The following is a 14,430-nucleotide window of genomic DNA, read 5'->3' on the forward strand; positions in this document are numbered from 1 at the left end:
AGGGTCGAGCCGGTTTTTGCAATCTGGTTTGCTTGCCAGATCAAACTCACATTCGGTCGCCGCGCGGCGGCGGCTGCACCAACATTCCGCTTGCGGCGGGCAGGCTCGAGAGGACGAGACCATTCTTCGTTACGGCGTTTGAAGCCATGCAATCCATCGGTTCGTCCACCCGGATCGGCCGAGGCTGATCAATCTCGGCGGATTGGCTTTGAGGCTGAGGAGCGTGGTGTCAGGCGGCGGCCTTTATCTCGGCTCCCTCGATCACCACGCCCGCGGTCACGTACTTCCAGAGGGCCACGAGCAGCTTGCGCGCGAGCGCCACGATCGCGCGCTTGCGGCCGCGTTGGCTGTGCACCTTGAACCACTGGGTCAAAGCCGATTGAGGCTGGTGGCGTACCCAGAGCCAGGCGAGCTGGATCATCGTGGTTCTCAGGCGCGGATTGCCAGCCTTCGACACGCCTTGCTCGCGCTCGATGCCGCCACTGCGCCATGGCGTGGCTGCAAGGCCGGCATAGGATGCAATCTGGCGGCGGTTGGCGAACTGCCGGTAAAAGGCCTCCGACCAGAGAACGGCCGTGAAGTTCGGGCCCAGGCTCTTCAGTTCGAGCAGCATTGCCACCGGGTTCGATACGGTCTTCTCCCCGCCGCCTTGCTCGCGGCCAGCAACGCATCCTGCTCGCGCTCCACCGCCGTGATCTGGTCGAGCAGCAGTTCGAGCCGGTCGAGTTCGCGGCTGATCTGCGCCTTCAGATGCGCCAGCAAGGCGCGCCCGTCGCCCGTCCGCAAGGCCTCCAGCCGCTTCCGCCGGTCTCGCCGCAGCGGCGCGTAGTCGAAGATCCCTTGCGCGAACAGAAGACCCTTGATCCGGTTCACATGCTCGATCCGCTCCGCGATCAAGGTCTCTCGCTCGCGGCACAGCCTACGGCGGTCCTCCTCTGCCGGAGAGGGCGCAACGACCATGGCGCAGACCCGTACCTCGCCGCGCTTGTAGGCCAGCAGCGTCCGCAACAGCGTCTCGCCATCCAGCCGGTCCGTCTTGGCCCGCCGGCGCCGGCGCGGCGTCGCAATCGAGGCCGGATCGACTACGTGGCTCTCGATGCCTTCCTGCTGCAGGGCGCGGTGAAGCCAGAACCCGTCCAGCCCCGCCTCCTGGATCGCGATGAGCGGATAGCTCTCACCCGTTCGCGCCTGCGCCTTGCGCTTCAGCTCCGCAAACAGCTTCAACAGTTCCGAAAGCTCGCCGGCCTTCATGCTGCGTTTGGACATCTTCTCGCCCTTGCAGGGCGACAGCGAAGTGACCAGCCATGTCGAACGGCTCAGTTCCAATGACACAAAAATTGCGCCAAACTGCGTGCGGATAGCGGCCAGTCCGTCGGAAGGATGATCGAGCAACATCGTCGTCTCCAGGTTGAATGGATTCAGCAACCCTCAGTCTGGCCTCAGACCTGGTCGCTATCCACTCCCCATGGAATCTTCGCTGCGCCCGCAATGACGATTGTGGAGATGGCTCGCGGACTTAACTCCCATCACCCTGTTAGGCAGCAGCAGGCGCCACTTGACGCCTACTGTGCATGGGGTTGTTCTCGCGCTTTTTGTTCAACCCCGCCCCACGAACGGCATCTTGGTCGCCATCACCGTCATGGTCAGCACGTTGGCGTCGAGCGGCAGGCTGGCCATGTAGGCCACGGCATCGCCGACCGCTTTCGCGTCCATGCGCGGCTCGTGCTTGGTGGTGCCATCAGGCTGAAGCACGCCGGGGCCGTTGACCATGCGGTCGGTCATCGGCGTTGCCGCATTGCCGATGTCGATCTGGCCGACCGCGATGTCGTACATGCGGCCGTCGAGGTTGGAGGCCTTGGTGAGGCCGGTGATCGCGTGCTTGGTCGAGGTGTAGGCCGCCGAGAACGGCCGCGGCGCATGCGCCGAGATCGAGCCGTTGTTGATGATGCGGCCGCCGCGCGGGGTCTGGTCCTTCATGATGCGGAAGGCGTGCTGAGTGCACAGGAACGGGCCGGTGAGGTTGGTGTTCACCACCGCCTGCCACTGCTCGAGGCTGAGATCCTCGAAGTTCACCGCCGGCGCGCCCATGCCGGCATTGTTGAAGAGCACGTCGAGGCGGCCATAGGTCGTCTTCACCTTGTCGAACAGCGCGGCGATCTGCTCCGGCTTGGTCATGTCGGCGGTGACGCACAGGCTCTTCCCCGCGGGGCCGAGCTTCGCGGTCTCCTCGAGCATGTCGAGCCGGCGCCCTACGAGCACCACGGTGAAGCCGGTGTTCATCAGCGCCAGCGACGCCGCGCGCCCGACCCCGGTGCCGGCGCCCGTCACCACTGCGATCTTTTTCGCTTCACTCATCGTTTCCTGCCTTTTCTCTTGAGCTGTCAGGTTTTGGATTCTTTTTCGTTCTTGTAGGGCGGCCGCGGAATGTTCTGGTGCGCGGCGCGCAGCGCCGCCGACCAGCGCGAGCGCAAATCGTGGAAATAGGGCTCGCCCGCCTCGATGCGGTGATTGAGATCGGCCTCACAGGCATCGTTCCGCACCACCAGCACGTCGATCGGCAGGCCGACGCCGAGGTTCGAGCGCATGGTCGAGTCCATCGAGATGAGGCCGGTCTTCAGCGCCTCGTACAGCTCGACGTCGTAATGCATGGCGCGGTCGAGCACCGGCTTGCCGTATTTGTGCTCGCCGATCTGCAGGTAGGGCGTGTCGGTCGTGCACTCGATGAAATTGCCGGCGGTGTAGACCATGAACAGGCGCATGCGCGCGCCCTTGATCTGGCCGCCGAAGAGGAAGGAGACGTCGAACGACACGTCCTCCGATTTCAGCGCCGGCCCTTCGGTCGCATGCACCGCCCGGATCGCCCGGCCAATGCGCTGGGCGGCCTGGAACATGGTGGGCGCGTTCATCAGCGTCTCGACCTCGCCCGTGTTGGGGTCCTCCAGGCCTTCGGTCAGGGTGGAGAGCACCGACTGGCTGATCGCGAGGTTGCCGGCGCTGGCGATCGCCATGATGCGCTCGCCGGGCTTGGAGAAGATGTGCAGCTTGCGGAAGGTCGAGACGTTGTCGAGGCCGGCATTGGTGCGGGTATCGGCGATCATCACCAGACCATCCCGAACCAAGATTCCGCAGCAATAGGTCATTTCCAGTCCTCGACGCGAGCGTTTGCGCGCAAGTACTAGCCAATTTCAGGGGCCGGTCCAACCCCCGATTGCAGGCGGTGACGGAGTTAGCTCTGTCGCTGCGATTGCGACTGCCCGCCGCGGCCGGCCTGCTCGATCTTCACGGCCACCGCCAGCGTTTCCGTGCCACCGCCATAGCGGGTGCCACGCACCGGGGCTGCGCCGAGATAGTCGAGCCCGATCGCAACGCGGACATGGGCGTCGGTGGCGCAGATGCTGTTGGCGGGATCGAACCCGACCCAGCCGAGATCGGGCACGTAAGCCTCCGCCCAGGCGTGCCCGGCGTCCTGATGCACCATGTCGTCTGCACGCAAGAAATGCCCGGAGACGAAGCGCGCGGGCACGCCGCCGGCGCGGGCGCAGGCGATGAAGATGTGCGCGTAATCCTGGCAGACACCGCGCTTGAGCGCGAATGCCTCCGCCGCGGACGTGCCGCTGTTGGTGTGGTCCTGGTCGAACGTCATGTGATCGGCGATTTGCGTCATCAGCGTGTGCAGGAAGCCCAGCGTGTCGCTCTCGGCTTCGCTCCGCAACTGGCGCGCGACCGCCGTCATCGCCGGATTGACGGAGGTGAGGTCGGTGGAGCGCAGGAACATGCCGGCCGGGAAGCGCTCGTCAGTGCCGCGCAGCACGCCGCCGGTGTCGTGGGTCTCGATCAGCCCCTCGGCGGTGATCTGGATGTCGGCGACAGGTCCGCAGGACAGCACGTGTATGACGTTGCCGAACGCATCCTCATGCATGTCGAGCTTGGTGTCGGTGGAGACGTCGATCTGCCATTCCGCGACGTACTGCCCATCATGGCTGCCCGGCGTCATGCGCAGGATCTGGATCACGCCCGTGACCGGCGGCTCGTAGCGATAGGTCGTGGTGTGCTGGATTCGCAGGCGCATGGTGGACCGTGCAGTTAGTGGTTAGCCCGACTGCTCCCGCGAAGAAGCTCGTCATGCCCGGGCTTGTCCCGGGCATCCACGTTCTTCCTCGTCGCGTGAAAGCAAGAACGGTGGACGGCCGGGACATCTAGCGCGAAGACGCGCTTCGCGCTTTTGCCCGGCCATGACGGTATCCCATTTCGTCAGTCGGGGGACATCAGATCAAATACTGCTTCGTAATGATTTCGCCCAGCCTGGAATTGTCCGCGATGAATTCCTGAATGAATTCATGCACGCCATGCTGGAAAATGTCGTTCATGTTGCTGTGTTCCAGCCGGTTGCGGATGCCGCGGGCGTGGCGCTGGGCCGGGCCCTGGCGGCCATAGGCGACGCCGATCTGGTCGAGGTTGCGCACGAGGTTGCCGTAGCAGCTGGCGAGCGAGCGCGGCAGCGTGTCGTTGAGGATCAAGAGATCCGCGATCAGCCACGGCTTCAGCGTCTCGCGATAGACCCAGTGATAGGCGGTCAGCGCCGAGACCGAGCGCAGGATCGAGCTCCACTGGTAGAAGTCGAGCGGGCCGCCGACGTGCTCCTCCTCGGGCAACAGCACATGATATTTCACGTCGAGAATGCGCGCGGTGTTGTCGGCGCGTTCCAGATGCACACCCATCCGCGAGAACCAATAGGCATCGTTGCGCAGCATGGTCCGGTAGGCCGAGCCGTCGAACCGCAGCGAGGTCTCCTGCACGAAGCGGAGGAATTTGGCGAGGTCCTCGCGCGTCGAGGTGCCCTTGCTCCAAACAGCCTGCAGCTCGATCCAGGCCGAGTTGATGGTGTCCCACATCTCGCTGGTCAGCGCCGTGCGCACCGAGCGAGAGTTCAGCCGCGCCGCTTCGATGCAGTTTCTGATCGAGGACGGGTTGTTCGGCGAGAACGAGAGATACTCGACGACATTGTGCTCGTTGGCTTCCTCATAGGCCTGATAGAAACTGGCGGCGACGCCGGCGGTGAGCAGCGCCGAGTCCCATTCGTTGGTCTTGCCGATATAGGCGGCGGGAAGCGCGGTGACGCGCAGCGTCGCATCGATGGTGCGCGCGAGATATTCGGCCCGTTCGACGTAGCGGGCGAGCCAATAGAGGTTTTCGGCGGTACGCGACAGCATCTCTCTACTCGTCCAGAATCCAGGTGTCCTTGGTGCCGCCGCCCTGGCTCGAATTCACCACCAGGGAGCCCTCCTTCAGCGCGACGCGGGTGAGGCCGCCCGGCACGATCGTGGTGCTCTTGCTGCCCGTGAGCACGAAGGGGCGAAGATCGACGTGGCGCGGGGCGAGGCCGGATGCGGTGCAGGTCGGGCAGGTCGACAGCGCCAGCGTCGGCTGGGCGATGAAACCTTCCGGCTCGCGCTTGAGCTTGTCACGGAATGCCTCGATGGTCGCTTTGGTCGCGGCGGGTCCGATCAGCATGCCGTAGCCGCCGGAGCCATGCACCTCCTTGACGACGAGCTCGCCCAGATTGTCCAGCACATAAGCGAGGTCCTTCGGCTCGCGGCAGCGCCAGGTCGGCACGTTCTTCAGGATCGGCTCCTCGCCGAGATAGAATTTCACGATGTCAGGCATGTAGGAGTAGATCGCCTTGTCGTCGGCGATGCCGGTGCCGACGGCGTTGGCGAGCGTGATGTTGCCGGCGGCGTAGGCCGACATCAGCCCGGGCACGCCGAGCACGGAATCGGGGCGGAAGGTGAGAGGATCGAGGAAATCGTCGTCGACACGGCGATAGATCACGTCGACCCGCTTCAGCCCTTCCGTCGTCCGCATGAACACTTCGTTGTTCTTGACGATGAGGTCGCCGCCCTCGACCAGCTCGATACCGAGCTTGTCGGCGAGGAACGAGTGCTCATAATAGGCCGAGTTGTAGACGCCCGGCGTGAGCAGGGCGACGGTCGGCTCGCCGGATGCGCTTTGCGGCGCGACCGAGCGCAGCGCCGAGAGCAGTTCGTCCGGATAGCGTTCGACCGGCGCCACCTTGTGGCGGGCGAACAGATCCGGAAACAGCCGCATCATGATCTCGCGGTTTTCCAGCATGTAGGACACGCCCGACGGCGTGCGGGCATTGTCCTCCAGCACGATGAAGTCCTCGGCATCGACCCGGACGATGTCGATGCCGGCAATGTGCACGTAGACGTCGTGCGGCACGTGCTGGCCGTTCATTTCGGGGCGGAACACCGGGTTCTGGAAGATCAAATCGTCGGGCACGACCTCGGCGCGGAGGATGTCGCGGCCATGATAGATGTCGCGCAGGAACATGTTGAGCGCGCGCACCCGCTGCTTCAGGCCCTTCTCCAGCAGCGCCCATTCCTTGCCGGACATGATTCGCGGGATCACGTCGAAGGGGATCAGGCGCTCGGTGGACTCGGAATCGCCGTAGACCGCAAAGGTAATGCCGATCCGACGGAACAGGAGCTCGGCTTCCTGGCGCCGATATTCGAGGGCCTCGGGAGGCGTCTCCTTGAGCCAGCGCGCCAGCTCCTGATAGGCGGGGCGAAGCTCCCCGCCGGGAATATTCATTTCGTCAAACGCGACTGGCATGGATTCCGACTGTTCTCCCCCAGGCCTTGCACCATCGGTCAGGTCGCTTGGGCCTTGCTGAAGACCGCAACGTCCTGTGGCCATGCCGTGAGAGTGCATGACTTCCGTAGGAGGTAGCAAGGGCCGGGCCAGCGCGATAAGCATGGAGAAGGGGCATTTGCCGGGGATGGCCGGCGGCTTGCCTGAAAAAATGGCTGAGGACTGCTTATTTCAGCAGCAAAACCGCGTGACTTCAACGCGTTACCTCGGCAGAGTCGGCGTCACAGGTGAGGGACTTAAGGCATGAGCGAGATCGTCACGGCGGGCATTCTGGTCATTGGGGACGAAATCCTGTCCGGCCGGACCAAGGACAAGAACATCGGCTTCATCGCCGAATACCTGACCAATATCGGCATCGACCTGAAGGAGGTCCGGATCGTCTCCGACGACGAGGCCGACATCATCGCCGCCCTGGACGCACTCCGGCATCGCTACACCTATGTCTTCACGACGGGCGGCATCGGGCCGACCCATGACGACATCACGGCCGACAGCGTTGCCAAGGCATTCGGCGTCGGCATCGATCATCATCCGGAGGTGGTTGCGCGTTTCCGCGAGCGCTGGAGCGAGCAGGACCTCAATGAGGCCCGCCTGCGCATGGCCCGCATTCCCGACGGCGCCGAACTGATCCAGAGCGCAACCATCCTCGCTCCCGGCTTCAAGATCGGCAACGTCATCGTGATGGCCGGCGTGCCATCGATCATGCAGGCGATGATGGACATCGTCTCGCCCAAGCTGAAATCCGGCGTGCGCATGCTCTCCGAATCGGTTCGCGCGAACGCCCGGGAGGGCGACATCGGGAGTCCGTTGCGGGCAATCGCGGCCGCCCATCCGGAGACGATCATCGGCAGCTATCCGTTCATGGACGAGGAGCAGAAGCCCAACACCAATCTGGTGGTGCGCTCGCGCGATCCGGCGAAGCTGGCCGCGGCGATGGCCGCCGTGAAGGAAATGCTGGCGGGATTGAACGTCACCCGCTAGCAGGGACTTTGCCGGCAGACGAAGCAGGAGATGACAATGGCTGGTGAAGCACCGGAACTGAGCGCGCAGGAGCGGGCGGGCAAGGCCTTCCCGGTCTCGTGGGACCAGTTCCACCGGGATTGCCGGGCGCTGACCTGGCGGCTCAACGAAGTTGGTCCGTTCCATGCGGTGATCGCAATCACCCGCGGCGGCCTGGTGCCTGCTGCGATCGTGGCGCGCGAACTCGGGGTGCGCGTCATCGATACGGTTTGCATTGCGAGCTACGACCACACCAAGCAGGGCGAGCTGCAGGTCCTCAAGGGCATTTCCGAGGCGGCGATGAAGCTCGGCGGCGGCACCGGCAGGGGGCTGCTCATCGTCGACGATCTCGTCGACACCGGCAAGACCGGCAAGCTGGTGCGCGAGATGCTGCCCGATGCGCATTTCGCCACCGTCTACGCCAAGCCGAAGGGCCGCCCGCTGGTCGACACTTTCATCACGGAAGTGTCGCAGGACACCTGGATCTTCTTCCCCTGGGACACCGCGCTGTCCTACCACCCGCCGCTCCGTGACGGGGCGGCGTGACCGTCCCCGTCATTGCGAGCCAACGGGTCCGCGCGAAGCGCGGCCCGATGACAGGCTCCGAGAAGCAATCCAGAGATGTATCCGCGGAAACAGTCTGGATTGCTCACATGGGGATTTGGTGTGTCAAGGCGGTTTGTTCAGCTCTTTGTTCGATTGCAGGCCAGCTCTTCGTCCCGACCGTGGAGCACGTAGGATGGCGCGCGCAGATCGAGTCAAGGTCGGCCCGTAGGGCCGTCGCGAAGCGACTTGGCCTTGACTCGAGCGAGCACGCCATCAGGCTTTGGCAGTCGGGGCAGCGGGCGGATAACTCCTTTTCGTCAGGCGATCCAAGGGTCGAGCCGGTTTTTGCAATCTGGTTTGCTTGCCAGATCAAACTCACATTCGGTCGCCGCGCGGCGGCGGCTGCACCAACATTCCGCTTGCGGCGGGCAGGCTCGAGAGGACGAGACCATTCTTCGTTACGGCGTTTGAAGCCATGCAATCCATCGGTTCGTCCACCCGGATCGGCCGAGGCTGATCAATCTCGGCGGATTGGCTTTGAGGCTGAGGAGCGTGGTGTCAGGCGGCGGCCTTTATCTCGGCTCCCTCGATCACCACGCCCGCGGTCACGTACTTCCAGAGGGCCACGAGCAGCTTGCGCGCGAGCGCCACGATCGCGCGCTTGCGGCCGCGTTGGCTGTGCACCTTGAACCACTGGGTCAAAGCCGATTGAGGCTGGTGGCGTACCCAGAGCCAGGCGAGCTGGATCATCGTGGTTCTCAGGCGCGGATTGCCAGCCTTCGACACGCCTTGCTCGCGCTCGATGCCGCCACTGCGCCATGGCGTGGCTGCAAGGCCGGCATAGGATGCAATCTGGCGGCGGTTGGCGAACTGCCGGTAAAAGGCCTCCGACCAGAGAACGGCCGTGAAGTTCGGGCCCAGGCTCTTCAGTTCGAGCAGCATTGCCACCGGGTTCGATACGGTCTTCTCCCCGCCGCCTTGCTCGCGGCCAGCAACGCATCCTGCTCGCGCTCCACCGCCGTGATCTGGTCGAGCAGCAGTTCGAGCCGGTCGAGTTCGCGGCTGATCTGCGCCTTCAGATGCGCCAGCAAGGCGCGCCCGTCGCCCGTCCGCAAGGCCTCCAGCCGCTTCCGCCGGTCTCGCCGCAGCGGCGCGTAGTCGAAGATCCCTTGCGCGAACAGAAGACCCTTGATCCGGTTCACATGCTCGATCCGCTCCGCGATCAAGGTCTCTCGCTCGCGGCACAGCCTACGGCGGTCCTCCTCTGCCGGAGAGGGCGCAACGACCATGGCGCAGACCCGTACCTCGCCGCGCTTGTAGGCCAGCAGCGTCCGCAACAGCGTCTCGCCATCCAGCCGGTCCGTCTTGGCCCGCCGGCGCCGGCGCGGCGTCGCAATCGAGGCCGGATCGACTACGTGGCTCTCGATGCCTTCCTGCTGCAGGGCGCGGTGAAGCCAGAACCCGTCCAGCCCCGCCTCCTGGATCGTGATGATCGGATAGCTCTCACCCGTTCGCGCCTGCGCCTTGCGCTTCAGCTCCGCAAACAGCTTCAACAGTTCCGAAAGGTCGCCGGCCTTCATGCTGCGTTTGGACATCTTCTCGCCCTTGCAGGGCGACAGCGAAGTGACCAGCCATGTCGAACGGCTCAGTTCCAATGACACAAAAATTGCGCCAAACTGCGTGCGGATAGCGGCCAGTCCGTCGGAAGGATGATCGAGCAACATCGTCGTCTCCAGGTTGAATGGATTCAGCAACCCTCAGTCTGGCCTCAGACCTGGTCGCTATCCACTCCCCATGGAATCTTCGTCGCCAGCGCAAAATTGCTTCGCAATTTTGTCGCGGGCTTCTTCGCAATGACGCGCGGAGGCACCCATGCCCCTGCAAAACCGCGTCACTCCGACCGGCGACATCATCGCCACGCCGCACCGGGGCATGTTCACCGGCAACCGCGGCATCATCCACGATCCCGCGACCAAGACGCTTCTGAAGAAGCGCTGGTCGACACCGGCCTGGATCACATGCCTCTGCGAATTCCGCGGCTGGCGGCGCCCGGTGATGGCACGGCGGAGCTGGACCGAGCTGTTCTTTCTCGACGAAGCCACCGCCTTTGCAGCCGGACACCGTCCCTGCTTCTTCTGCCGCCGCGATGATGCCAACCGCTTCCGCGCGGCATGGGAGGGGGGAAATGGGGTGAGCAAAGTGAGCGCAAAGGCGATGGACGCCCGGCTGCATCTGGAACGTCTGGATCGTGGCCGCAAACGCCTGCACGCGCTGCCGGGGCCGCTCGCGGAATTGCCCGATGGCGCGATGCTGCAGCAGGGTGAGCAGAGCTTTCTGATGATGAAGGGCCGGCCGCTGCTATGGTCGCCAGCCGGCTATGCCCGTGCCGCGCACGAGCTGGAGAGCCCGATGCTGCTGACGCCCCCGTCCACACTGCGGGCGCTCGGCGCCGGATATCAGCCGGCACTGCATCCGACGGCTCTGGACCAGCCGAGGGACTAGCGGATCGCCGCCATCAGCCCAGCTTCTCGCGCGCCAGCGCAGCACCCGCACCGAGCGCTGCCAGCTTTGCTTCAGCGATCTCCCGCCGCATCGGCGCCATGCCGCAATTGGTGGTGGCGATGATGTTGCTCTTGGGCACGAATTTCGACACCGCCTCGATCACCTTCATGACGTCCTCGGCAGTCTCCACCGTGTCGCTGGCGACGTCGATCACGCCGGCTTGCACGATCTTGGTCTCGAGCAGTGCCAGCAGCTCGAGCGGCACCTTCGAATTGCGGCATTCGATCGCGACCTGCTGGATCGGGCTCGCGTCGATCGCCGGGAAGATCTGCTCATACTGCCGCCATTGCGTGCCGAGCGTTTCCTTCCAGTCGGTGTTGGCCTTGATGCCGTAGCCGTAGCAGATGTGCACGGCGGTGGCGCAGGTCAGCCCCTGCGCAGCGCGCTCCAGCGCCTTGATGCCCCAATCGTTGACCTCGTCCATGTAGACGTTGAAGGCGGGCTCGTCGAACTGCACGAGATCGACGCCGTCGGCCTGCAATGCCTTGGCCTCCTCGTTGAGCAGCTCGGCGAAGGCAAAGGCGATCTTCACGCGGTCGCCATAATAGCGATCGGCAATGGTGTCGATGATGGTCATTGGCCCTGGCAGGGTGAATTTCAGCTGCTTCTTCGTGTGCGTGCGCGCGACGCGCGCCTCGAAGTCATGGACGCGGCCCTTGAGGCGGAGCGGGGCGACGACCTGCGGCACCATCGCCTTGTAGCGGTCCTTGCGGATGCCCATCTCGACCTTGTGGGCGAAATCGATGCCTTCGATCTTCTCCAGGAAGCCGTGGACGAAATGCTGACGCGCCTGCTCGCCCTCGGTGACGATGTCGATGCCGGCGTCCTCCTGGATCTTCAGCCAGATCAGCGTCGCATCGCGCTTGGCGCGCAGGAGCTCCTCGCCCTGTGACTTCCAGGGCGCCCAGAGCATGTTCGGCTCGGCGAGCCATTCCGGCTTCGGCAAGGAGCCGGCGATCGTGGTTGGAAACAGCATGGCGGCCCTCCCGGCAGGTTGTGTTGCGCCCCTTCCTGCCATGACTTAACGTCGAGGTACAGAACAACAAAAGTCGTCCTGAAACCCGCGACGCCGGATCGGAAACGCCATGATCGAATTCTTCTTCGACTGCTCCAGCCCCTGGACCTATCTCGCCTTCCACAACATCCAGCCGCTCGCGAAGGAGCTCGGGGCGGAGATCGTCTGGCGGCCGATCCTGGTCGGCGGCATCTTCAACACGGTCAATCCGAGCGTCTATGCGCAGCGGGAGAAGCCGGTGCCGCTGAAGGCGCGCTACATGCTGAAGGATCTCAATGACTGGGCTCGCTCGGCCGGCCTGTCGATCAAGATGCCGCCGACGGTGTTTCCGGTGAACAGCGTCAAGGCGATGCGCGGCTGCATCTGGCTGGGCAAGGACATGCTGCCGTTTGCGACCGCCGTGTTCGAGACCTATTGGGGCGCGGACGAGGATATCTCGCAGGACGCCGTGCTCGCCGGGATCTGCAGGAAGGTAGGTCTCGACGAACAGAGATTCTTCGCCGGCATTTCGGAACAGAGCATCAAGGATCAGCTCAAGGCCAATACTGAGGAGGTGGTCGCGCGCGGCGGCTTCGGCTCGCCGACCATCTTCGTCGGCAAGACCGACATGTATTTCGGCAACGACCGCCTGCCGCTGATCCGCGAGGCGCTGCTGCGCCGCAGGGCGAGCGCAGCCTGATGGTACGCGCCGTCATCTGCCGTGAACTCGGCGCGCCCGAGCATTTGCTGCTGGTAGAGTTTCCGTCGCGCGCGCTGAAGCCGGGCGAGGTCCGCGTCGCCATCCGCGCCGCCGGATTGAATTTTCCCGACGTGCTGATGGCCGCCGGCGAATATCAGCTCAAGCCGGAGCTGCCGTTCACGCCCGGCATGGAAGCCGCCGGCGATGTCACCGAGGTGGGCGCGGAGGCGAAGGGCGTCACCGTCGGCGACAAGGTCATCGTCAAGATGCGCCATGGTGCCTTCACCGACGAAGCTGTGGTGACGCCGGCCCAGCTCACGCCGATGCCTTCCACGTTCGACTACGCCGAGGCCGCAACCTATCTCGCGGGCCACGGCACCGCCTATCACGCGCTGATCGACCGCGGCCGGGTCGCGCCGGGTGAGGTGCTGCTGGTGCATGGCGCCGCTGGCGGCGTCGGCCTTGCCGCCGTCGAGATCGGCAAGATGCTGGGCGCGACCGTGATCGCCACCGCCTCCAGTGACGAAAAGCTTGCTGTCGCGAAATCGCGTGGCGCCGATCACCTGATCCGCTACGACCGCGAGCCGTTTCGCGACGCGGTCAAGCGCATCACCGACGGCCGCGGGGCCGATGTCGTGTTCGATCCCGTCGGCGGCCAGGTCTTTGAGGACTCGATGCGTTGCATCGCCTGGGGCGCGCGGCTCCTGGTGATCGGTTTCACCGGCGGCATCGGTTCGGCCAAGACCAATCTGCTGCTGATCAAGGGCGCCAGCGTGCTCGGCGTGCGCGCCGGCGAGGCGGCACGGAGAGATCCCGCGCTCGGAGAAGTGCGCCTGAAGGCGCTCTTGCGATGGGCGGACGAGGGCAAGCTGCGCCCGAACGTCTCGCACCGCCTACCGCTGCAGGATTACGCGAAGGCGATGCGGTTGTTGATCGACCGCAAGGCGATCGGGCGCGTGGCGCTGGTGATGGAGTGACGCTGCCGCAGGTGGGCAAAGGCGCTCTTGCGCCGCGCCCACCATCTCTAGAGCCTCACTTATACTCCCGCTCCGTCCACCACGGGAAATAGTCCGGCATGTCCGTCGACACCTTGTTCTTGAACTGCGCCGGACGCTTCTCCAGGAACGACACCACGCCTTCCTTCACGTCGTCCGAGCGGCCGCGGGCATAGATGCCGCGGCTGTCGACCTTGTGGGCTTCCATGGGATCGTCGGCGCCCATCATGCGCCACATCATCTGGCGGATCAGCGCCACCGACACCGGCGCGGTCTTGGCGGCGAACTCCTTTGCCAGCGCACGTGCGGTCGGCAGCAGATCGTCCGGCGGGACCACCTTGCTGACGAGGCGCCCCGCAAGCGCTTCCTGGGCGGGGAAGACGCGGCCCGAATAGCACCATTCCAGCGCCTGCGAGATGCCGACGATGCGCGGCAGGAACCAGCTCGAGGCTGCCTCCGGCACGATGCCGCGCTGGGAGAACACGAAGCCGAAGCGTGCGGCCTCGGAGGCGATGCGGATGTCCATCGCAAGCTGCATGGTGACGCCGATGCCGACTGCGGGCCCGTTCACCGCGGCGATCACGGGCTTCAGGCACTTGAAGATGCGCAAGGTGACCTGGCCGCCGCCGTCGCGCACCTGCGGATCGCTGTAATCGACCTTGCCGTCGGCGAACCGCTTCACCGGCCCGCGCCGTGCGTCGCGATCGAACGTGTCGGCGCCGGACGAAAGATCGGCGCCCGCGCAAAATCCGCGGCCCGCGCCGGTGACGATGATGGCGCGGACGTTGTCGTCCTTGTCGGCGGCGTCGAACGCATCGATCAGCTCTGCCTGCATCTGCGCGTTGAAGGCGTTGAGCTTGTCGGGCCGGTTCAGCGTGATGGTGAGGATCTGCTCGGCGACCTCATACTTGATCGTCTCATACGCCATGGTGGTTTCCTTCCTTGTCATTCTTGAATCAATT

General features: G+C 64.6%; 12 protein-coding genes and 2 pseudogenes. 5 read left to right on the plus strand and 9 right to left on the minus strand.

The window, feature by feature from the left end; all coding sequences use genetic code 11:
• Positions 1–229: 229 nt before the first annotated feature.
• The 6 genes and pseudogenes from P6U27_RS13475 to P6U27_RS13500 form a co-directional block, all read right to left on the minus strand.
• A pseudogene (locus P6U27_RS13475) lies at positions 230–1,395 on the minus strand (IS110 family transposase).
• A gap of 201 nt (positions 1,396–1,596) precedes the next feature.
• Entirely contained in the window at positions 1,597–2,355 is a 759-nt protein-coding gene (locus P6U27_RS13480; RefSeq protein ID WP_122402564.1) for an SDR family oxidoreductase, read from the minus strand.
• 26 nt (positions 2,356–2,381) lie between these two features.
• Positions 2,382–3,140 (minus strand): proteasome-type protease, encoded by a 759-nt coding sequence (locus P6U27_RS13485; RefSeq protein ID WP_122402565.1) that lies wholly within the window; start codon positions 3,138–3,140, stop codon positions 2,382–2,384.
• 86 nt (positions 3,141–3,226) lie between these two features.
• Positions 3,227–4,069 (minus strand): transglutaminase domain-containing protein, encoded by an 843-nt coding sequence (locus tag P6U27_RS13490; protein WP_407194189.1) that lies wholly within the window; start codon positions 4,067–4,069, stop codon positions 3,227–3,229.
• A 196-nt stretch (positions 4,070–4,265) separates the two neighbouring features.
• Positions 4,266–5,210 (minus strand): alpha-E domain-containing protein, encoded by a 945-nt coding sequence (locus P6U27_RS13495; RefSeq protein ID WP_122402567.1) that lies wholly within the window; start codon positions 5,208–5,210, stop codon positions 4,266–4,268.
• A 4-nt stretch (positions 5,211–5,214) separates the two neighbouring features.
• Positions 5,215–6,633 (minus strand): circularly permuted type 2 ATP-grasp protein, encoded by a 1,419-nt coding sequence (locus tag P6U27_RS13500; protein WP_407194190.1) that lies wholly within the window; start codon positions 6,631–6,633, stop codon positions 5,215–5,217.
• A gap of 282 nt (positions 6,634–6,915) precedes the next feature.
• Between P6U27_RS13500 and P6U27_RS13505 the strand changes: the two genes are divergently transcribed.
• Together P6U27_RS13505 and gpt are read left to right on the plus strand one after the other, a co-directional pair.
• Positions 6,916–7,653 (plus strand): molybdopterin-binding protein, encoded by a 738-nt coding sequence (locus tag P6U27_RS13505; protein ID WP_122402569.1) that lies wholly within the window; start codon positions 6,916–6,918, stop codon positions 7,651–7,653.
• 36 nt (positions 7,654–7,689) lie between these two features.
• Complete coding sequence (gene gpt, locus P6U27_RS13510; RefSeq protein ID WP_122402570.1) at positions 7,690–8,217, plus strand: xanthine phosphoribosyltransferase; 528 nt, start codon at positions 7,690–7,692, stop codon at positions 8,215–8,217.
• 558 nt (positions 8,218–8,775) lie between these two features.
• Here gpt and P6U27_RS13515 read toward each other — a convergent pair.
• Positions 8,776–9,941, minus strand: a pseudogene (locus P6U27_RS13515) (IS110 family transposase).
• 148 nt (positions 9,942–10,089) lie between these two features.
• Between P6U27_RS13515 and P6U27_RS13520 the strand changes: the two are divergent.
• Complete coding sequence (locus P6U27_RS13520; RefSeq protein WP_122402571.1) at positions 10,090–10,719, plus strand: hypothetical protein; 630 nt, start codon at positions 10,090–10,092, stop codon at positions 10,717–10,719.
• Positions 10,720–10,732: 13 nt separating this feature from the next.
• Here P6U27_RS13520 and P6U27_RS13525 read toward each other — a convergent pair whose 3' ends face one another.
• Positions 10,733–11,755, minus strand: a complete 1,023-nt coding sequence (locus P6U27_RS13525) for a methionine synthase (RefSeq protein WP_407194191.1) — start codon at positions 11,753–11,755, stop codon at positions 10,733–10,735.
• Between the two features lie 109 nt (positions 11,756–11,864).
• Here P6U27_RS13525 and P6U27_RS13530 point away from each other — a divergent pair, with 109 nt between their 5' ends.
• Positions 11,865–12,473, plus strand: a complete 609-nt coding sequence (locus P6U27_RS13530; RefSeq protein WP_122402573.1) for a 2-hydroxychromene-2-carboxylate isomerase — start codon at positions 11,865–11,867, stop codon at positions 12,471–12,473.
• On the plus strand, positions 12,473–13,450 hold the full coding sequence (locus P6U27_RS13535; protein WP_407194192.1) for an NADPH:quinone oxidoreductase family protein: 978 nt from the start codon (positions 12,473–12,475) through the stop codon (positions 13,448–13,450). The genes P6U27_RS13530 and P6U27_RS13535 overlap by 1 nt, the downstream gene beginning before the upstream one ends.
• 55 nt (positions 13,451–13,505) lie before the next feature.
• On the opposite strand, the gene P6U27_RS13540 is transcribed toward P6U27_RS13535, so the two are convergent.
• On the minus strand, positions 13,506–14,396 hold the full coding sequence (locus P6U27_RS13540) for a crotonase/enoyl-CoA hydratase family protein (protein WP_122402575.1): 891 nt from the start codon (positions 14,394–14,396) through the stop codon (positions 13,506–13,508).
• Between the last annotated feature and the right edge of the window lie 34 nt (positions 14,397–14,430).

The sequence above is a fragment of the Bradyrhizobium sp. STM 3566 genome (assembly GCF_045571445.1).
Lineage (GTDB): Bacteria > Pseudomonadota > Alphaproteobacteria > Rhizobiales > Xanthobacteraceae > Bradyrhizobium > Bradyrhizobium vignae.